The sequence below is a fragment of the Herpetosiphon llansteffanensis genome (genome assembly GCF_003205875.1).
GTDB lineage: Bacteria > Chloroflexota > Chloroflexia > Chloroflexales > Herpetosiphonaceae > Herpetosiphon > Herpetosiphon llansteffanensis.
Genome location: NZ_PUBZ01000110.1, coordinates 19,539 through 41,120 on the forward strand (window position 1 = coordinate 19,539; position 21,582 = coordinate 41,120).

The 21,582-nt window shown below is 50.1% G+C and carries 15 protein-coding genes; 4 read left to right on the plus strand and 11 right to left on the minus strand.

From position 1 onward, the window contains the following. Positions 1-59 precede the first annotated feature (59 nt). The 6 genes from C5S61_RS17035 to C5S61_RS17060 form a co-directional block, all read right to left on the minus strand. Entirely contained in the window at positions 60-440 is a 381-nt protein-coding gene (locus C5S61_RS17035; protein WP_110516761.1) for a response regulator, read from the minus strand. Continuing rightward, the gene (gene thrC / locus C5S61_RS17040; protein WP_110516763.1) at positions 437-2,074 is read right to left on the minus strand and encodes a threonine synthase; all 1,638 of its coding nucleotides are present in this window, start codon (positions 2,072-2,074) and stop codon (positions 437-439) included. Before thrC ends, C5S61_RS17035 begins: the two co-directional genes overlap by 4 nt. 48 nt (positions 2,075-2,122) lie before the next feature. Beyond that, positions 2,123-7,756, minus strand: coding sequence for a PAS domain S-box protein (locus C5S61_RS17045; RefSeq protein ID WP_110516765.1), 5,634 nt, complete (start codon positions 7,754-7,756; stop codon positions 2,123-2,125). A 188-nt stretch (positions 7,757-7,944) separates the two neighbouring features. Beyond that, positions 7,945-8,811, minus strand: a complete 867-nt coding sequence (locus C5S61_RS17050; protein WP_110516768.1) for a GNAT family N-acetyltransferase — start codon at positions 8,809-8,811, stop codon at positions 7,945-7,947. 26 nt (positions 8,812-8,837) lie between these two features. Further along, on the minus strand, positions 8,838-9,200 hold the full coding sequence (locus C5S61_RS17055) for a response regulator (RefSeq protein ID WP_110516769.1): 363 nt from the start codon (positions 9,198-9,200) through the stop codon (positions 8,838-8,840). A gap of 154 nt (positions 9,201-9,354) precedes the next feature. After that, on the minus strand, positions 9,355-12,750 hold the full coding sequence (locus C5S61_RS17060; RefSeq protein WP_110516771.1) for an adenylate/guanylate cyclase domain-containing protein: 3,396 nt from the start codon (positions 12,748-12,750) through the stop codon (positions 9,355-9,357). A gap of 121 nt (positions 12,751-12,871) precedes the next feature. Here C5S61_RS17060 and C5S61_RS17065 point away from each other — a divergent pair, with 121 nt between their 5' ends. Continuing rightward, on the plus strand, positions 12,872-13,666 hold the full coding sequence (locus C5S61_RS17065) for a carotenoid biosynthesis protein (RefSeq protein WP_110516774.1): 795 nt from the start codon (positions 12,872-12,874) through the stop codon (positions 13,664-13,666). Positions 13,667-13,668: 2 nt separating this feature from the next. On the opposite strand, the gene C5S61_RS17070 is transcribed toward C5S61_RS17065, so the two are convergent. Genes C5S61_RS17070 through C5S61_RS17080 form a run of 3 tightly spaced genes read right to left on the minus strand, consistent with a single transcriptional unit; the run spans position 13,669 to position 17,180 of the window. Next, entirely contained in the window at positions 13,669-15,024 is a 1,356-nt protein-coding gene (locus C5S61_RS17070) for a glycosyltransferase family 4 protein (protein ID WP_110516776.1), read from the minus strand. 24 nt (positions 15,025-15,048) lie between these two features. Next, complete coding sequence (gene mobA, locus C5S61_RS17075) at positions 15,049-15,660, minus strand: molybdenum cofactor guanylyltransferase (RefSeq protein WP_110516778.1); 612 nt, start codon at positions 15,658-15,660, stop codon at positions 15,049-15,051. After that, entirely contained in the window at positions 15,660-17,180 is a 1,521-nt protein-coding gene (locus C5S61_RS17080) for a CHAT domain-containing protein (protein WP_164689576.1), read from the minus strand. Before C5S61_RS17080 ends, mobA begins: the two co-directional genes overlap by 1 nt. A 498-nt stretch (positions 17,181-17,678) precedes the next feature. Here C5S61_RS17080 and C5S61_RS17085 point away from each other — a divergent pair, with 498 nt between their 5' ends. After that, complete coding sequence (locus C5S61_RS17085) at positions 17,679-18,704, plus strand: fumarylacetoacetate hydrolase family protein (protein WP_110516782.1); 1,026 nt, start codon at positions 17,679-17,681, stop codon at positions 18,702-18,704. Between the two features lie 50 nt (positions 18,705-18,754). On the opposite strand, the gene C5S61_RS17090 is transcribed toward C5S61_RS17085, so the two are convergent. Then, entirely contained in the window at positions 18,755-19,774 is a 1,020-nt protein-coding gene (locus C5S61_RS17090) for an NAD-dependent epimerase/dehydratase family protein (RefSeq protein WP_205701421.1), read from the minus strand. A 115-nt stretch (positions 19,775-19,889) separates the two neighbouring features. Beyond that, positions 19,890-20,309 carry an RrF2 family transcriptional regulator gene (locus C5S61_RS17095; RefSeq protein WP_110516784.1) on the minus strand — a complete coding sequence of 140 codons (420 nt, stop codon included), beginning with the start codon at positions 20,307-20,309 and terminating at the stop codon, positions 19,890-19,892. A gap of 212 nt (positions 20,310-20,521) precedes the next feature. On the opposite strand from C5S61_RS17095, the gene C5S61_RS17100 reads away from it, so the two are divergent. Further along, positions 20,522-20,923, plus strand: a complete 402-nt coding sequence (locus C5S61_RS17100) for a nuclear transport factor 2 family protein (RefSeq protein WP_110516786.1) — start codon at positions 20,522-20,524, stop codon at positions 20,921-20,923. Continuing rightward, entirely contained in the window at positions 20,905-21,579 is a 675-nt protein-coding gene (locus C5S61_RS17105; RefSeq protein ID WP_110516787.1) for an SDR family oxidoreductase, read from the plus strand. The genes C5S61_RS17100 and C5S61_RS17105 overlap by 19 nt, the downstream gene beginning before the upstream one ends. The last annotated feature ends 3 nt before the right edge of the window (positions 21,580-21,582 follow it).

Here is a 21,582-nt window from a genome sequence, read left to right on the forward strand (position 1 = left end):
TAGATAGCGGTAGTTGAAGCAATTCAACTACCGCTTTTTTTGTATGAGCGCTGGTTGCTTTAGGCCGACGGCGCTTGAATAAACTGCAACATGGCATTCCACAAATCGCGCAGGTTGATTGGCTTGGAAACATAGCCATCACAGCCAGCAGCCAAAGCTTTTTCAGCGTCGCCCTTGAGCGCGTTGGCGGTTACAGCCACAATCGGAATCGTAGCTGTCAGCGGGTTATCGCGCAAGCGGCGAGCCACCTCATAGCCATCAATATCCGGCAAGTTAATATCCAATAAAATGATGTGGGGCGTGTGTTCCAACGCCAGTTCAATCCCCGTCGAGCCATTGATCGCTTTGACCATCTGGCAGCCACGGGCAATTAACAGACGCTCCACCAACAACATATTATCAGGGTTATCTTCGATATATAAGACAACGGTTGTACTCATTGGTCCTCACTATCACGCTCTTTGTGTTCAATGACACTCACAACCTGTTCGACAAAGGCAACCGGTGAAAGTGAGCCCTTTTGATACACAGCACGGGTATGGGTGGCTAAATGATGGCGTTCATCGGGCGTAATATCCTTAGCGCTCACCACAATAATCGGAATATCACGGGTTTTGGGGTGCTGACGCAAGGTGCTCATCACCTGAAACCCATCCATGTTGGGCATCATTAAATCCATTACGATTGCATCGGGCAAGCGCTCAATTGCTTGGCGCACGCCATCAGCACCATCGTTGGCCCGATAGACCCGATAGGCTTTGCGGCGTTCAAGAATCCGTTGCACAAGCTGCGCATCGTCAGGATTATCATCAATCAACAACACCGTTGTTGCTTTTTCGTTCAATTGCTCAAGCGCCACTTGCAAGCCTTCTTGGGGCGCTGATTGCTGCGTATCGCTTACATGCACATCGATGTGCCATTGATCGTTCAGCACATGCTTATCGACCGGAAAGGTGTGTCCGGTACAATTTACCACAATTAGTTCTTCTGGGTTAACTTGGCCTTGGGCGACCATTTTTTGCAGGCCAGCAAACGCCACCGCCGTAGCAGGCTCGACCGAAATGCCTTCGGTGCGAGCCAACAAGCGCATAGCACTAAACGCTTCTTCATCGGTCACGGCTTCCATTGTACCGCCAGAACTTTGGATGCGATGCCAGAGCCGCGTATAGATCTTGCCAGGGTCGCCAGTCGAAAGAATCGCGATTCTGGTGTTTGGCACAACTTTTTCGGCTACCGATTTGCCAGCATGAAACGCTTGCACCATGGGCGAGCAGCCATCAGCTTGAATGATGGCGGTTTGCGGCACACGCTGGGTCAAGCCCATGGCATGCAATTCTGCAAAGCCATGATACACGCCCAATGGCCCTAAGCCGCCGCTCACTGCCTGAATATACCAATCGGGCGCTTGCCATTCCAGTTGCTCGCAAATTTCATAGCTAATCGTTTTCATGGCTTCGCGCGCAGGAATGCTATTGGCCCCACGGTCGTAGATAATGTTGCGGTTTTGGGCAAAATCAGCGGCAATCTGCTTGGTTTGATCATAATTGCCACTAACTTTGATCACCTCGGCCCCAAACAAGGCCGCCTCGCGCAATTTGGCTTCTGGCACAACGCTGGTCATAAAGACCCACAATTTGATGCCTGCCGCTGCACAGGCCGCTGCATAGGCCACCGCCGCATTGCCAGTCGAGGCAATGACGCATTCACGAATATTGTTGGTAACTAAAGCCGCCACTGCCAGCGCAGCTTGACGATCTTTAAACGAGTTGGTTGGGCTATAGCGCTCATCTTTGATATACAAGCGGGGCAAGCCCAACAAGCCGCCAAAACGTTGGGCGTGCAACAAGGGCGTGCCGCCAACATGGGTTGGCGAGCTTGGCGCAGGCACTGGCAAGACGCTGGCATAGCGCCATAACGTCTGGCCAGTCAATTGTTGATTGCTCACCAACTCGCGAAAATTCGCATAATCGTAATGGGTTTCAAGCCAATCGTTCGCGCATTGGGCACAACTATTCGAGCTACGAAAGGTGTATGGCTGAATATGGCCACAGTTTTGGCAAACTAAATCTGTCATAACGCCCTTACCACCACGCGCTTATGCCTTGGCACATGCGCATAACCATTACTCTACAGACATAGGCTGATTGGCTGGCGCTTCGTTAGGATCAACTTCATCTTCGCTGGCGTTGATTGGCAATTCAATTGTGAAGAGCGAGCCTTCACCAGGATTGCCAGTACTGACCATGGAAAGTTTGCCGCCGTGCATTTCTACCAAGTGGCGACTGATTGGTAAGCCTAAGCCCGTACCACCCGCCTTACGGGTTGTCGAATTGTCAACCTGATGGAATTCCATGAAAATCGTGTCTTGATTATCCAGCGGAATCCCAATGCCTGTATCTTGGATTTTAATCATACGGGTCGTTGGCGTTGTGTCAATGCCTATTATCACCGAACCTTGCTCGGTAAATTTCAAGGCATTGCCTACGATGTTCAATAATACTTGGCGAATGCGGAAACGATCGGCATAGACTGGCAACTTCAGATGCGGTTCAATATCAACCTTAAGTTCCAGATGTTTCTGGGTGGCTAATGGCCCAACTGTGCTGGCAACTTCATGCAACACTTCAACCACATCGAAGGTTTCGCGGAACAAGGTCAGCTTGCCAGATTCGATCTTCGCCATATCCAAGATGTCGTTGATCAGGTTGAGCAAGTGGCGACCGTTACGATGAATAATGCTCAAGTCATTATGAATCAAGTCGTTAATTGGCCCGTTGATACCTTCGAGAATAACCTCGGTAAAGCCAAGGATCGAGTTGAGCGGCGTGCGCAATTCGTGCGACATATTGGCCAAGAAGGCCGATTTCAGTTGGTCAAGCTCTTGCAAGCGCTGCATTGTGGCGGTTTGCTCCACGAACAAGCGCGCATTTTGCAAGGCGATGGCAATTTGGCTAGCCAAGGTTGTTTGAATCTTACGGTCATCATCAGTAAAGATGTGATCTTTATCGGATTGAATATCGAGCACACCCAACAGCATCGAGCCAGCGATCAGCGGCGTAGCCATTTCAGCACGGGTTTCGGGCAAGAGCGGGTGCGGCAAGAAGCTTGGGTTTGAACGCACATCATTTTCAATAATTGAGCGGCGCGCCCGACCAGCTTGGGCCACCAGCGATTGCTCGCGATCTAATGGGATGGTCCGACCTTCCTTGACCATGGTGCGGCCAATTTCACCAGCGCCGAAGGCCAATTCAAGTTGTTGGTCATCAGGGTTATACAAATAGATGTGAGCGTGGTAGAGGCCGAAACGGTGTTTGGTCAGATCAACCACTGTTTGCAGCAATTCTTCCACATTCAACAGACCAGCCGCCGAGGTACTAACCTGGGCCACCGTTTCGAGTTCGAGTGCGCGATATTCCACTTGGGTCAGCAGCTGTTCACGCTCGCGTTGGGCGTTGCGTTGTTCAGTCACATCTTGAATCAGCGAAAGCACGCCGGTCAGTTGTTGGTTCTCGTCGAACATTGGCACTGAGGTTGAATCGACAGAAACTCGACTACCATCAAAGCGCATCACATCAACCAGCTCGTGAGTTACCTTTTTGGAGGTTAGGGCTTTGAATAAGCCAGTTTCATGAACTTCCAATTCCTTATCGGTTGATTCATGCAAGAACTTCGGTCGTGGCAAGTCTGCTTGGTCTAAGACCGCAGCGCCCATCTGACCAGATACGCCCAAGATTTCAATCGTTGAGCGATTGATCAACTGGCTGACACCCTTGTTATTGACCACATACACGCCAATCGGCATGTTGTCGAGAATTGCTTTGAGCAAGCGTTCTTGTTCAATCGTCGCTTGGAGCAAGCGTTCTCGTTCTTGTTCGTTCAGCTTGCGGTCAGTAATATCTTGCAGCAAGGCAATCCCGCTGATCACTTGACCTTCGTTGTTGAATACCGGTGCGCCGCTAGCCAACACTGTGAAGCGACGACCATCAGCGTGCTGAATATCAAATTCGGCTTGGCCACGCTCGCCATGTTGCAAAGCGCGGAATACCGGAATCTTGTTAGGATCGAATGGCGTATCCGTGCCAGGAATAAACAGTTTATAGGTCTCGCCAATCACTTGCAGCTGCTCAGAATCAACGTCGCCCAATGGCTGGCCAACAATTAACTCAGCGCTTTGGTTGCGCAATTGCATTTCAAACTGCGCGTTATAGACCACCACACCCACAGGCAAGGCTTCGAGAATCCCTTGGAGCGTTCGGCGTTGGCGGTCAATTTCGAGCAAGGTGCGCTCGCGTTCTTGTTCGTCGCGTTTGCGGTCGGTGATGTTACGGCCAACGCTCATAATCAATTCTGGGCTGTTGGTTTGATCATCAAGAATTGGCAGCAACTGGAAGTCGAACCATGTTTCTTCGCCATTCAAGGTAAGCATTGATTCGCGAGTGCGGCCTTGGCCGGTCGTGAAAACAGCTTCTGCATCTTCGCGCCGCGTTTCTACCGTTGATGGCAAGAAAATTTGATCATCAAGCAGACCCATTAATTCTTCAGGTTTCTTATCGAAAATTTTCGCTGCAAAATCGTTGATATATTGCAAGCGATTCTCGCGGTCGAAGATGAATACCAAGTCGCGTGACGATTCAGCCAGCGAGCGATACCGAGTTTCACTATCGCGCAAGGCTTGTTGTTGTTGCTTGGCCGCGCTAATGTCATTGGCAATTTTGAGGTAGCCAGTAACTTGGCCTTGGCGGTCACGCAACGCCGTAATTGAAAGCAAAACTGGGAAGCGGCGGCCATCGCGGGCCACATATGTCCATTCAGTATTCGATGGTCGGCCCCGCTGAGCTTCATAAACCAAGGCATCGTGGGTGCTGAGCATCGTGCCCGTTTGCTTGCTCAGGTCGTTGGTAAATTGGGCAATTTCTGCAGGATCATTGGCCAATTCAAACAAGTTTTTGCCAATCACTTCGTGGGCATCGTAGCCAAGCATCTGCTCAGCAGTGCGATTGAATGAGGTGATTTTGCCATCGAGCGTGGTTGCAATAATCATATAGTTGGCGCTATCGAGCATGGTTTGCTGGAAGCCCAACGATTCTTGCAAGGCTTGTTGAGCCTCGACCCGTTCGCTTACGTCTTGTTGAACGCCGATAAAGTTGATCAACTCACCCTTATCATCAAACACTGGGTTGATGTCGAGTTCGTTCCAGAACAAGGTGCCATCTTTGCGATAGTTGCGTAGCAAGACGCGCGTAGCACGTTTTTCACGAATTGCATGGCGTAATTCGCGCAAGCCAGGCTGGTCGCCATCATCGCCTTGCAAGAAGCGACAATTTTTGCCCAGCACATCTTCAGGTGTATAGCCAGTAATCCGCTCGAAGGCTGGGTTGACATACACCACTGGCATATCAAACTGATAGGGATCAACAATGACAATCCCGTCGTTACTGGCGGTGATTGCGCGTTCACGAATCCGCAGCAGTTCTTGGGTACGATTGATTTCTTCAAACGATTGGGCATTTTCCAAACCAACTGCCACTTGGGCAGCAATTGATTGAAGCAAGGTTGCATCATCGTTGGTCAGCGAATTGACTTCAGCATTTTGCACGTCCAACACGCCGAGCACTTCATCGCCCAGCATAATTGGCACAGCAATTTCAGCCTTCGTTTCGGGCAGCAATGGGTTTGCCAACCAGCCTGCTTCTTTGCTCACGTCGGGAATCAACACCACATCTTTGGTGCTGGCGGCGCGACCAACCAAACCACGGCCTTGCGGAATGCGGTGATTGCGGGCCAACAAGGTGCGGCCTGCTTGCCCCGTACCACCCATCATCACAAAATCATTGGTTTGTTGATCAACCAAGTAGATATGAGCGTGATAGTAGTTGAAGGTATTTTTGAGCTGCTCAACCACTTCCAACACCAATTGGTTGGGATTCAAAATCGTTGAGAGTCGACGACTGACCTCGTTGGATGTTTCCAAAGCGATGGTGCGTTGTTGCAAACCTTGCAGCGTTTGGGCCAATTGCTCCGACATACTATTAAAGGTTGTCGTGAGTTGGCCAATTTCGTCTTGCGAGGTTACTGGTGCACGGGTTGATAAGTCGCCAGCGCGGAAGCGCTCCACAAAAGCGGTCAAGCGTTCAATTGGCGTGGTCAGAATGCGCGCTGCAAATACAGCGATCATACTAATCCCAACCAAGAGCACCAACACAATCAAGGTCGTCGAACGCTCAGATTGACGAATTGGTGCTAAGAAGGTTGATTCGCTTTGGTGATAGAGTACCCGCCATTGCACAGTTTTGGTTGCAGTATAGGCATAAATATCATTGCCTTCAGGATCGGGATCGCCTGGTTTTTGATCTTCAGCAACCGAGCTTGGAATGGTGATCACCTGGCCAGTGCTTTGGGGATCGAGCACCACGCCTTTGATTGCATTAATCAGGGCTGGGTATGGCACAAGCAGGTTGGCTGCATTGATATTTTGCAAACGCCGTTCGTCTTGCAAGCGTTTGATTTCATCTGGTTGCAAGTTATCGGCGATTTTATACAAGAGGGTTAATTCGCTGCCTTGGGCAATCCGCATGCCATATTCATCAAGCACCACCCCAAATGAGTTTTGACCAGCGCGGTCGTTACTGCGGGCAACCAACGATTGAATAATGCTAGCGCTGTAGCGAATCCGCAAAACACCGATAATTTCTTGGCTTTGCGGGTTACGCACTGGCGTACTGAAATAAATCGAAGGCAAATTATCATTGCCGAAGGTAACTGGCGAAATAATGCTTTGGCCAGTCCGAATCGCGTTTTGATAATATGAAAGGCCTGAATCGTTGACCCCAACATTGGTTGGAACCGTATCGACCAAGACGATGCCGCGATTATTCAGCAAGGCAACCGAGAGCGTATCATTATTTTCGGTGGTAACGGCGCGGAACAAATTACGCGTATCGCGATCTTGGTCGGGAACCAAGGTGTTTTGTTCGGCAGCCAGCAAATATTCGCTTAGCTCGGGAATCCGTGAAAGTGCACTAACCCGGTTGATATTCCGATTGACAAAATCATCAATTTCGTTGGCAATATTGGTAGCGTTGACCAAAATCAGGCTATTGGCTTGGTTGGTCAGCGAGGTTCTGGTTGAGCGCAAGGTAATAAACGAAATAATCGCAATTGGCAGGGTTGTTACCAGCACAAACGAGATTAGGATTTTATTGCGAATTGAGAGCGTGCCAAATTCACGGAAGACAAAGAAAATCAAGATTAATATGGCTGCGATAGCCATCACAGGCATATAAATTTCTTGATTGCCCGAAACCCGAACCTCTTGAATATTGAGGAAGGTTTTGAGCAAGGTTGCGATCACGCCAAGGCTAATAATCCCCAAGATGACTGGAAAAATATGGCGTTCGGGTAGGGTTTGGATCGAGATGACCAGCACAAAGAAAACATTTAAAATCGAGAGCATAAAGCCGAACTCTGCAATAAAGAGCTGGCTCGGGAAGGTGGCAACGGCAATCGCGATAATTAAACTATAGGCCCCAGCGATCAGCCAACCTTGTTTGGCGGAGATCGTTGCACATAAGCCACCGATTGTTGCCACAACAATGCTGATGAGGCTCATGTAATTTTGCCACGATGGCACGCGCACTGCTTCTAAGCCATAGGGAATTGCCATGATTAAGCCAACAATCATGGTAAAAATACCAAAGCGAAGAATGCGCTTGAGCCGAATGTTATTCAATGTGCTATGCGAGATTCCACTAGCCATAACCCTACCTCGTATACTGTGCCAAATTTGCGCTTGGGAACTATGCTGCCAACAGTTATTGCACGTTAACCTAAAGAGAACAACTGCATTGTGTGATTATACCTATTTCCAACCCAAATTGACTGCTATTGCTGGTTGTCCTTAGTCCCGATTATGGTGCAACTTGGGGGGGATATTTATTGACCCGATCATTGGATAAGGTTTAAAAGCATTTCAATTCGTTGGAAGGCTTCGATATAGCCATGGTTGGTATAGGCGGTCAAATGTGGGTCGTCGCAGCGAATATTTTCTGCTTGCGTATCCAAACGGCTATGGCGTTGATGCACCTGGCTCAGCAAGGCCGCACCAACCGTCTCAGGATCACCAGCTTCAGTATGTAGCCGAATATGCGAAATCACCAATGGTTGGCGACGGAAAATGCACCAACCACGGCCACCATCGGGCAAACTTACGCGGCAACCTTCGACCATAGCCATATGGTCATAGGAATCAGCTTGGTTGGTCCATGGCACACCTTGCGCTTGCTGGCGCACGAGGCGTTGCAATTGCGACCAATCGAGCCATTCGACCGATCCAACTGCAGGAATTTTGACTGGGCCTGGAGGCCGTCGCATCACCAACAGTTGGTTGGTTTCCTCAAAGCCGAGCGCCAAAAAAAGCTTGTGGGCTGGCGTGTTATTCAAAATAACTTCAAGCTGCACATATTTGAGCCAATGCTGACGCGCAGCTTCAACCATTGCGATCATCAAGGCGCGGCCAATGCCACCCTTGCGCCGATTGGGCAACACGCCTAGCCGGGTAACCCAAGCATGGTCGCGGCGCACGCCAAGCATTGCAAGGCCCATAATGTCGCCATCGGCCTTGGCGACAAACGAGGCATCTAAGTTAACATCATATAACCGAATATATTCAGCGAGCCGCTGGCTGTTCATTGGCATTGGCACAATATAATCGATCCGAGTCTGGTTATAAATTGCGACCAATTCATCAATGGTAAAGCTGGCTGCAGGAGTAAGCTCTATGGCCGAACCATCGTGAAAACCATCTGTTGTCATATAGATCCTTGATAGCTAGAACCTATTTAGGCGAGGTAACTGGCAATCGCTTGGGCAAAATCAACAACTGATAGTGGTTTGCGAATAAAGCCATTACATCCATAGGCACGAACCATTTGGCGGGCGGTTTCTTCGGGCCAAGCGGTAAAAACCACAATCGGAATGTTTTGAGTTTCGGGCGTACCGCGCAACACCCCAGCCACCGTTTGACCATCGGCATCAGGCAAACCCAAATCAAGCAAAATCAAGTCGGGATGTTGTTCGAGCGCCATATCCAAGCCACTGGCAGCATCAGCCGCTTCGAGCACCGAATAGCCATAGGCATTCAAAACTCGGCGCGCCAAAGCAGCATTGTCAGGAATATCTTCAATTACTAAAATCGTCGGCATAAATACCTCTATTCTTGATCGTACCGTCGTCTATTGTAACGGGTTTGGTAGATCGTGCCTAGACCATTTGCTGACGGGATCTTAACAATTTGGCCCAAATTGGCATTTGCAGGTGGCAATGATTCATATCGATCAAGCCATTCATAGAACGAGTTTAGCCCTGTTCAGTCGCCAATTCTTGCACAATCGCCGGAATAACTTGCTCGAATGGCGTAGTTGGACGCTGGCTCAAAATTAGCCATTGGGTTTCGCCCAAAATTTGAATCAACTGTGGTTGCAGTTTGTCGATCGCTGCATGAATTTCACTATCAATTGCTTCGTGATGCAGCACGATCTGAATCAAATTGGCGCTTGCTTCAGCTTGATTGGTTGCTAAACGCCATTCTGCCAAAGCAACCAAACTATGTAAACATACTAAGGTCATATGTTTGGTATAGCCCAAGTTTAACGCTTGGTAGAGATAGTGACGTGCTTCGTCCCATGCTTGCTCGACAATTGCCAAGCCACCAAGATTAAGTTGATTGACCGCGATGCCAAAATCGTGGCCTTGCTCGCGCGAGGTTGCCAAGCCTTCACGATAGGCTTCACGCGCAACTTGATAATCGCCGCGCGCAAAGGCCACAACCCCAACATTACTCACGCCGCTAATAATCCCGCTGTGGTAGTTGGCGTGACGCGCTCGATTGACGCTGGCCGAAAAATGTTGTTGCGCGGTGTAGAGGTCGCCTTGCACATAGGCGATGTTGCCAAATTGGCGCAGCACATCGGCCTCGCCCACGCCATCGCCAATGCGTTGAGCAGTTACCAACGCCGAATCCAAATTGGTTAGGGCCATGCTGTGGTCGCCCAAACGCCAGCGGGCTTGGCTCAAATTAAATTGCATGCGCACAATTTGTTGTTGCGCAGCAAAATCATCATCAACCGCCAATAAATGCAAGGCTCGCTCGAAAAATGGAATTGCTTCGCGATAACTACAGCGCAGCAGCGTTTGCTCGCCAGCCCGTTGCAAGGCCTCAATCGCTGGCTGACGGCTTTCTGGCTCATCAGGATCAATCGCATGGCTCCAGTGGTGAGCCAAAAGGCTGCTGCCAGCTTCAGCCAAATGGGGATGTTCGCTGGCGTACCATTCAGCGATGGCCCGATGTAACGCCCGCCGTTGGCCAAAAAGCAACAACGAGTAGGCCACATCGTGAATAATCGCTTGGCTAAATTGATAGCCCTCGCTGGCCTCGTGAATAAAGCCTTGTTGCACGAGCAGCCCAAGGTGGGCCAAAATATGCGCGCGTTCGTGAGCTAATGGATAAATCGCCTCAAGCACCGCCAGCTGAAACTCATGACCAATCACGCTAGCAATTTTGAGGGTTAATTGGGGTTGCGGCGGTAGTTGGTCAATTCTGCTGACCAGCACGCCTTGAATGGTACTTGGCAAATTGAGTTTTTCAAGTTGACTAAATTGATCAAGCTTGCAAATGCCGTTATTAATGCGAATCATACCGGCACTGCGCAAAGCCTGAGCAAGCTCGATGCTCCACAAGGGATGGCCAGCAGCCCGTTGATTAATAAACGCGGCAACGCTTGGTGGAATTGCCTGCACACCTAACGATTGGGCGACGACCGCAATACAAGCCACCGGATCAAGTGCTTGTAAGTGCAAAAACTGCTGGGCTGCAAGGCCTGCTAGTCTGTTGGGAGCAGTTGTCATTAAGATAATCGCAGGCTGCTGTTGCAATAGTTGCTCAAGCGTATTGAGCGCCAGCGAATCGAACCATTGCAAATTGTCGATGCACAACACCAAGGGCTTTTGCTGATGGAGTTGATTGAGCGCATGGCCAATTAATTCATGAATAATTTGCACTTGTTGCGCTTGATCAAGCGTGGCGGTGCTTTCGGCGCGGCCAGGTAATTCCAAAACATCGTGCAACAGTTGCACCGATTTGGCCAATTGGTCGGGCAATTGCAAGCGTTGAATAATTAATTGATAACATTGGCTGGCTTGATTTGGCCATTGCTCAACTGCCAAACAGGCCTCAAGCAACAAGCGCCAGCCTGGATATTGGGCCGATTGACGCAGGCTGCTGCTGGTAATCAGCAAGGCTTGGCGCTCATAGTGCTCGGCAATTTCGACAGCCTCATACAACAAGGCCGATTTGCCCATGCCACTCTCGCCAGTCAGCATCAGATGTTGAATTGTGGGCGCAGTTTGGGTAAAAAGTTGCTCAATCTGGCCGCGCTCACGTCGTCGCCCAATCAAGCGTCGAGGCCGAATTTGGTCGGGGCTATAGTTGGTTTGTTGTGGGCGATAAATCGTAATTGGCTGGCTTTTGCCTTTGATCATAATTGGCGGCAGCACTTGAAAACGCACTTGTTGTTGGCTAGCTTGGGCGGTGGTTTGGTCGCATAAAATCGGCGCAAGATTGGCTTCCATCAAGCGCGCCGCCCGATTGACCACATCGCCAATCATGGTAAATTCGCGCCGCTGGCTATTGCCAATTTCGCCACAAAAAGCTGGGCCAGTTGCAATCCCAATCGTGTGAGTCAGGCTCAATTTGGTGAGCGCGGTTGAGGCTTCGAGCGCAGCCCGCACCGCGCGTTCAGCATCATCGCGATGTGAGAGCGGCGGCAAGCCAAAGGCCGCCAACAAACTTACGCCTTTATCATCAACCGATAATTTATCGATGCTACCTTCGTAGCGAAAAATAACCGTTTGCAAGGCGCTAATCGCTGCTTGCACCTGCTCAAGGGTGGTGAAAAAGCTCAAGGCTGGCACATTAATAAACATCACACTTAGATGGCGCAATTCGGCCAGCCATTCGTGCAAGCCTGCATTAATCCGCGCAATCACGGCGGTTGGCATAAACGGAGTCAATTGTTCAGTTGGATAGTTGGGCAGCTGCTGATTGATTTCAGGCAAGGGCAGGTTTTCAGCCAATCCAGTTAAGCGAAAAGCTTGGGCGCGTAAATCCTCGCCTTGGCCTTGTTGGCGAATGAGCGAGCGCGCTTCTGGCGAGATAACGACTTGGCCAGCGTGGGTTTGCGAGCCAAGCAGATGGACTTGCAGCAAGGCCTCGCCACTAATCAACTGTTCCCAATGATTGTTCACGCCGCCCACGATAAAGTTTGAAATTGAGCCAGCTCCAATTTGCACCCGAATTGCCAAAAGTTCAGCAGCACTTGGTAGCGTGAAGCTTGCTTGAATCGCTAGGCCACATTGGGCTGCAAGTTGCGTCGTCTGGCGCAGTTGCTCAAGATCATCGGCCATCCAAATCGCAATTAATGCATCGCCAGCGAATTTAACCACATCGCCGCCATGGGCAATCACTGTATCAATTAATTGGCTAAATGAATCGTTGAGCACATCGGAAATATATTCGAGAATTGTGGTTTGATCGTAGGCAAATTGCTCACTGAGCCGACTGAAACCAGAAAAATCGGCAAACAAAACCGTAGCCAATTGATCTTCGGCCAAGGGTTGGCGGAGTTGTTGCTCATCAATGAGCCGTTGCAGGACATAGCGTGGCAGAAAACTGCTGATCTGAGGATTGGCGGCCATGCAGGTGCGTCCTTTATCAAACGATCAACGCTGAACGTGGATTAAGCTTAGAATACATCCATCCTAGCGGGACTAGAGTAAGATCGCAAGAGACGATTTTACTATTTCAGGGGTGAACTTTGTGGCTGCTTTGCGCCTTGGACATTGGTTATGGGTAGGATATTTGTTTGTTTGGGCTTGGAGTGTACCCTTATTGGCGTTTGACCTTGTGCCTGCTGGCGGCGAATTTATGGCAACCCTGATGTTGGTTGTGCCTGGCGGCTTAGCAGCTTGGTGGTTAATTCAACGCTATGGCAGCATGGGCTGGCTGAGCACTGGCATTATTGGCATTGGCTCATGGCTGACCGAGCATCTTGGCGTAACCACTGGCTGGCCGTTTGGCGCATATCAATATAACGGCGTGCTGTTGCCAGAAATTGTTGGCGTTGTGCCCTTGGCGATTCCGTTTGCATGGTTGTTGGTCGTGCCAGGTGCGCTTGAATTGAGTCGGGCGCTGATGCCCACGGCTGGGTTTTGGCAACGGGTGCTGGGTGCTGCCAGCTTGGCAATGTTGTTTGATTTGGTGATCGAGCCAGTTGCTGTTTATATCAATCGCTATTGGACATGGCTTGAATCTGGCCCGATCTTTGGCATTCCAACTGCCAATTTTATCGCGTGGTGGGCCTTGGCGTTGATTTTGGCGCTCGCAACCGAAGCACTTTGTCGCAAGTCAATCAAGCAGCCAACAGATCATGCTCGCTTGACGCTGCCAATCGCGATTTATTTGCTGAACTTGGCCTTGTTTACCGTGGTTAATCTGACCCATCAACAGCTGGCCGCTGGCACGTTGGGTTTATTGCTGCTGGCCGGATTTGGCTGGCGCTTGCAGCAACAGCAAACGCGCTGGCATTGGAAATATGATCAATTAACCACTTGAAATTATGGCAACAGATTGCGCAAGCGAGTCGCCAAACGATCAAGCAACGGCGCATCTGCATCAACCAAGCCAAGTTGCGCCGCTTTGTGGCCGATCACTTGGGGAATCGAGGTTTGGATCGTGACCTGATTCAGATCCCATAATGGTTCGCGTTGGATTGCTAAGCGTTGCCAACCCTGCACTTTACTGAGATGGTCGGCATAGCCTCGCGCCGCCAAAGGCAGATTATGCTTTTCGGCTACAAAACGCCGTGCATTGCGCTCCAAGGCTTCGCGCAAAGCCACATCGGCCCATAAACGCTCGGCATAGGCCGCGATCAGATTAACTTCATCGCGGTCAACAGGCACATGGGCGACCACATCGGCGGGCAATTCGCTAAAGGTGGCAATATCGCTGACCAACACGGCCCGCCCAGCGCCCAACAAGCGTAATAAACTGGCCGAAGTCTCGCCAGCAGAAGGGTAGCGCCCATTGAAGCAAATATCGGCGGCAGCAACATAGCGATTAAAATCAGCGTGATCAACATAGCCCGTCACCTGCACGCTATCGCCCAATTGCAAGCGTTGCAGCAACGCCTTGAGATCGTAGCTTGGCGAGACGCTGCCAACTAAAATATACCGCGCATCAGGGTAACTGCGGCGAAATTGGGCAAAGGCGTGTAAGGCCTGTTCAATCCGTTTGTAGGGGTTGATATGGCCAAAACTAGCCCAAATTGGAACCTCGGCGGGCAATTGCAGCACTTGGCGAGCCGCCAAACGATCAGCTGGAGGCAAGAGCGGCACGCCCATTGGCACAAGTGAAGTTGGCAAATCGGGGCGTTGCTGTTGCGCTCGCTCAAGCACATACTGGCTATGGCCAATCAGGCTACTAGCTTGGGCAATGACTGGCTCAGACAGCGGAAAATCAAAGACTGCATCGCCAAGCTGGCCGCGCTCCATACGCTGGGCCAGCTGCGTGCCCTGCTCAGCATAATAGTGCTGCATTTGTTGGCGATAGCTGGGCAGATGTTTCAGGCGATTGGCGGCGTGCCAAAGCATTAAATGGTGTAATACATAATCGTGCAGCACCACAATGCCCGGCAAGCGCTGCAAACTTTGCCAAAAGCGGCTATGAGCTGGGCTATTGCCCATGTGATAGATAATTGCATCGAAGGGTTGGCGTGCATGCTGCTTGGCTAAATCGCTAATTCGAATAACTGGCAGCGTGGCGATTAACTGTTGATTGGTTGGTTGAACCTCATCATCAACGACAACGGTTAAATCAACATACTGCCCCAAATAGGGCAATAATTCCTCGCTATAATCCGAAATGCCCGATTCAACCGGATTGACCGGAGTGCAAAAAGCCACACGCTGCATGACACGCCTCAACTAACATTTTGGCTATAGTACCTTAAATGCCGCTAGTTGCTGCATATCGGCCAAGCGATTAAGATTATGTAAACAGTACTGCCATGGACTATCGCTGGCAATCGGCCAAAGCTGGGGCGGCAATTGTTCAATAATCTTTATTAATTGATGCTGGCCAGCAGCCAATGCTTGTGCAAAGATTGGCAAACAATCGCGCTGATAGAGGGCACACAACGGCTCCCAGCCAGCATGACGTTGATCACCTGGTTGGCGCTGTGGCACGATCGCCAAGCCATGACGTGGCTGAGCCAACAATTCAGCCAAAAACGGCGTTGCCAGCAACGGCAAATCGGCGGCCAGCACCAACGTCCATTCGCTGGCAGAATGCTGCATGCCAGCCACGATTCCGGCCAGTGGGCCTGCATTGGCATAGCGATCTTGCACCAAGGGCACGCCTAATTCGGGCCAAGCAGCAGGATCGTTGAGGCTAACCACGACCTGATCGCAGACCGTTTGCGCAACGGCAAGCGTATGTTCGAGCAAGCTTGGGCCAGCCTCGCCCCACAACCGCAGGCGACGTTTATCGCTCCCAAACCGCCGCGCCTGGCCACCAGCAATAATCACACAGCTTAAATCGATTGGCATTAATGGCTCAATTCGGCAATTTGGCGCTTAAGCTCTGCAATTTCCTTAATCAAGTCATCACGTTGATTTTGCAAATGCAGCGGCACACCAATTCCATATTTCGCAATTTGCATGTTGGTCATCTGTAAATTTTTCTCTTTTAGCGCTAATAGGTCGGCAAGTGCTTGTTTTTTATTATTCACAGCAGTTTGGTTGGTTGGCTGATTCGGCGTATTTGTTTGATTGAGATTGCCATGGACTGTATTGCCAATTGCAACATTGCCCCCATTAAAGGTATTGCCTTGAATAGTATGGCCTGCTTGGATCGTACCAAAATTAACATCGCGATTATAAGTATTACCGCTGCCCGCCAGATTATTAATGCTATTGCCTGTTGCAGCGTCAGTTGGAGTTTGGCCAGCAGCCTGATTCAACAGACCTGACGTACTCGGTGGCGTAAAGAGCAAACCATCCTTGGCGCGCATATAAAGTGTCGATAAGCCCCAATCAACATTATTAATGCCTTCGGCAATTACCATGCGACGGGCGCGCGAAACGCATTCATCAATCGGCTTAAAATCGGCAAATGCGCGATAAAACGCACTAGCAAACACATTGGCGGCACTATCGGCAACCGAAGCCTGCATTGCCACCACCGCAGGCACATTCACCGCCATCAATGCAGGCGCTATGCTCCCCAACAAGCGGGTTACCACCGTTCCCGTTTGGCAGGCATTAAGTACAACCAAACGAATTGGCGAGCCTTCCAAGGCAATTGAAAGTTGACGGGCTGAAAAATCCTTGCGTTTGCCATTTGCATCTTCAAAAATTAACTGCCCAGTGTTGCCATTCATCAGGCCATGACCAATAAAATGCAGCACATGGGGCTGGTGATCTTGAATTGCGAGATTAAGTTTACTGCCAGTGACATGGGCCAATTCAATCAGTTCAAGTTTTTTTGCTTCGATTAAGGGTTGCAGCTGTTGACGAATTGCTTCAACCTCGCCAGCAATATTCAAACTGTAGCCTAATTGTTGGTCAAGCTCACTAGGCGCAGCCCAAGCAAGCAGCATTTTCAATGTTGTATCAGATGCCAAAGTTAATGCTGGCACTGGCTCGTTGCGTGGCAAAAACCGACAAATTGAGTGCTTTGTGACCAAAGGAATCCCAGCATCATCACACGCAAACTCCCACGGGATCGCGGCGACATCAACTTCATTTGGCTCAATTGATAAGCGAATCCGTATATTTTTACTCTCAGCTTTAGCTCGATTACGTTCGCTTATAAATGCTGTGCGCACATCACCAACCAACAAACAGTTATAGAGCAAGGTTCCAAATTCAATCACTTGATCTTCATTTAAGCTTTGGTTGCCATAGCCAAGCAACATATTGAACGTTGTATATATCGGATTATCTTCAGCAGGCAAAGTTAAGTTTGCTCGATACTCTTGGCCATCGGCAGTCGAAATTCGAACTGGATATTGGTCGGATTGTTTGGCATCAACGCTAATTCGCAGATCAAGATACTGGCTCATCATCAACAACTCCATGGCGCTACAGTGCGAAACTAGCAGCATCATACACTGAAATATCTTGTCAGGGCAAGGGTACGCTTTTTGATCCACGAAGGGCACGAAGGGCCACGAAGAACGAGAAACCGCGAAGAGCGCGAAGGGCACGAAGGCCGAGGCTATAGGCTATGGGCTGTTGGTTAGCGGAAAATCATTGGAGTGGGCAAATTGTTTGATTATTTCCCCAGCCCATAGCCATACATTCTCTGCGCCGCTGTGTTAAAACTGACTGTTTGTGGTTTTGACTTCTGATTTTTGCCTTTTGCCTTCATCCCTCATCCTTCATCGTTCTTCCTTTACTCTGCGCCTCTGCGTTAAATGCCCATCCACACAAGAACCACAATACCCCGATAGCCAATAGCCAACAGCCCAATCCCCGACCCCCAGATGCTATGTTCTATGTTCTTTGCTCTATGTTCTTTTTGACTTCATCTATAATTGAAGCACAATTAACGGGGGCTTTTTATGAAATTTGTTTCATTTCGACGGTATGGCGAAGGCTCTGAGGCGCGGGCTGGCGCTTGGCTACCGATGGGCATCATCGATCTGCAAGCGGCAGCAGCCTTGGTTTTCGAGGATCTGCCCCACGATTGGTCGCTGATGAGCATGCTCCAACACGAAGCCGATGGCTTTGGCCTCGATTCAGCTATTCAGATCGTATCAGCTGTCGTCGATTTGCTTGGCGGTGGTGGCGATGGCATCGAGTGGGACGATCCCGATGCGATTAATAGCATGCTTTCGCTGGGCGGCGAAACGGTGATTTACCCGCCAGATAGCGTGCGTTTATTAGCGCCAATCCCCCAACCGCCAACCATTCGCGATTTCTATGCCTTCGAGCAGCATGTGCGTGAAATTCGCGCCCAACATGGTCGCGATGTACCAAACTCTTGGTACGATATGCCAGTTTTTTATTTTGGCAATCCCACGACGGTCGTTGGGCCAGATACTGATGTGGTGATGCCACGCACCAGCCAGCTCGATTACGAACTGGAAATTGCGGCGGTAATTGGCAGGCCATGTCGTGATATTGAGCCAGATGAGGCCGAATATTACATTGCCGGCTTGATGATTATGAACGATTGGTCGGCGCGTGATATTCAGGCCAGCGAGATGAGCGTTGGCTTGGGGCCAGCCAAGGGCAAAGATTTTGCCACCTCGTTTGGGCCAGCGATGATCACGCTCGACGAAATTGAGGATAAAGCGCTAGGCGATGGCCGCTACGATTTGGCAATGGTGGTACGGGTCAATGGCGAAGAACGCGGGCGCGGCTCGTTTGCCGATATTTACTACACCTTGGGCGAGTTGATTGCCCATGCCTCGCGTGATGTGACGCTGCTGCCAGGCGAAATTATTGGCTCTGGCACGGTTGGCACTGGCTGCTTACTCGAAACCACCCACGGCAAAGGCCCCTGGCTCGAAGTTGGCGATGTGGTCGAGTTAGAAATTGAACGAATTGGCATATTGCGCAACACAATCGTCGAACGCGATTAAGTGCAAACAGTGGTGGCAGCCAACCCAACTGCCACCACTGTTTATTCAACTTAGGCTTGACCTACGGCTACTTGTTGCGTTGATTGCTGGGCGAGAATTCCAAAGGTTTTGCGCACGGCCTCGACCGCAGGCAACGGGTTATAGCCCAATTCGCGCTTGGCTTTGGCAATCGATAAGCGCTGTTCAACGCCGCAATATAAGCCAACTTGGCTACGCAAAATCATCGGCTCACGCCCAGTCAGATTCGCAACCAACTCCATCATGCCAGCGGCAACACGTGTAATACCTTTGGAAACGCGCATTGGGATTTTAATTTTAGGGTTGAATTCTTGACCAATTTCAAACAAGCGCCGCAAGGGCAATGATTGATCGTTGGCCAAAATATAGCGTTCGCCGGCCCGACCCAAGCGTTCAGCAGCAATCAAGCCTGCGGCAACATCAGCCACATCAACAAAATTAAAATCCATGTTTATGTCAAGCGGCAGTTTATTGCTCAGTACAAGCTCCAAAATGCCCAGCGATGGCGTGGTGCGGCCATTGGGGTCACCAATAATTGTGCCTGGCAAGCCCGCCACCATATCGAGGCCATATTCCTGCGCCAACTTCCAAGCCAACTGTTCCGAGGCAATTTTCGATTGATAATAGGGATTGCCATAGGTATATTGGTTCCATGTGGTTTCATCAGCAGGGATTTGGCGCTGCGGATTATTTTTATCCACCGCCGCAATCGAGCTGACATAGACCACCCGTTTGACCCCAGCCTGCGCCGCTGCCCGCAGAATATTGCGCGTGCCTTCCACATTGGGCTGAATGATTTCGCTTTTGGGATTGCGCGACCAATGTTTGAATACCGCAGCTACTTGATACAGCGTGTCAATGCCAACCAACGCTTGCTGCAACGAATTCATATCCATCAAATCTGCATAGACTTGTTCGTAACCAAGCTCGGGCTTGATTTGGCTGCGATTGCGCACGCTTGCCCGCACATCAAAGCCGCGTTCAACCAGCATTTGGGCCAGAACCGAGCCTAAATGACCATTCGCCCCAGTAACCAACACTCGCTTGCTCATAGTAGTTCCTTTCAATGAATAAACTAGATAAACAGTTTATCTAGTTTTGAGTAAAAAAAACAGTGCAAACACAATAAACTAGATACAAAATATAGCTAGTTTATACCAAAAAAAATCAATCGATGGAGAGATCAGCCAGCGAAACGGCTTGCAACTCGCGTTTCATAGCATCCTCGGCGCGTTGAAAACTATCGAGCATGCGCTGACGAGCGGCAAGCGCCGATTCTTTTTGCTCTTTGAAGGTGATATTGACCCGAAATAAAGGCTTGGATTGCTCGATTGCATTAAAAATATCCAGCAGCGTAATTGCGGTGCTTGCCCGGGTAAGCCGCACGCCACCTTTGGAACCCTCGCGGGTTTCAATCAGGCCGTTGTTGGTCAAGGCTTGGACAACTTTGACCACGCTTGGCTTGGCAATACCTAAAAAATCGGCAATTTCGTGGGTTGGCACGAAATCGTAGCAATGCTCATCGACTTTATAGGTGATGTAGAGACTGATGGCAATCGCCTGCGAAAACGCCAGTGAATAACTCATAATGCTCAGTAATAATTTATACTAGATATATTGTATATTGAGTTTCCAGTTTGTCAAGCATGAATTTTGGCTCAATGGTTATCAACAATAATCGAATCGCTGGCCAATTGGACAGGTCGCGGCCTGTCTAGTTGCGCTGCCAATTGCCCCACTGCTGGCTGAGTTGCCAAAGACCGCCGATCGCTATACTGCTTGGCAGATGGAGGTTGGCAATGAACAACAACGATTTTCAAGGCTGGTGTGCAAGTTTAGCAACGGTCTGGAACCAAGGCAATCTTGCTGCATTAACACACTTATTTAGCCCAACGATTCGCTATCAAGAACACCCATTTGAGCCTGCGTTACTTGGGCTGGCGGCAGTGGTTGGCTATTGGCGCACAACCTTGGCGCAGCATCAGCATGTCGAATGTGTAATTACGCCAGTGCTGTTTGCTGACGGGCGAGGCGTGGCCGAATGGCATACCAAACTCTATCATCAACAACAGCAACAAACCCAAGATTTAGCCGGAATCTTTATTGTGAATTTTGATGCCCACGGTCAAGCCAGCGAGCTACGCGAATGGTGGTTGGACCAGGCAGTTGAGGAGCAAATATTATGCAACGCATTGGATTAATTACTGGCGCTTCACGTGGTTTAGGCCTCGCCCTCGCCCAAAAATTAGCCTTAGATGGCTGGCATTTGATCATTACTGGTCGCGGCGCAGCAGCGCTTGAGCAAGCCCGTGCCGCCTTGGCAACTCGCACCAGCGTCCAAGCAATCGCAGGCGATATTGCCGACTCAGCCCATCGCCAAGCCTTGGCAATTGCTGCCCAAGAATGGGGTGGCTTGGATCTGCTGGTCAATAACGCCAGCATTTTGGGGCCAAGCCCGTTGCCAAGTTTAGTCGAATATCCGCTCGCTGATTTGGCTCAAGTTTATGCAATTAACGTTTTTGCGCCGCTGGCAGCAATTCAAACCCTCGCGCCAAGCTTCAAGCCCAGCATTCGCATTATCAACATCAGCAGCGATGCGGCAATTCAAGCCTACGAAGGTTGGGGTGGATACGGCTCCAGCAAAGCAGCGCTCGATCAATTAACCGCAATTTTAGCTGCCGAACAGCCAACATGGCGGGTCTATAGCCTCGATCCAGGCGATATGAATACTCAAATGCATCAAGAGGCGTTTCCTGGCGAAGATATTAGCGACCGCCCACCACCAGAAGCCAGCGTGCCAGCAGTGCTACGGCTGATTAACGATGATGTGCCAAGTGGCCGCTATCGCAAGGAATAGGGG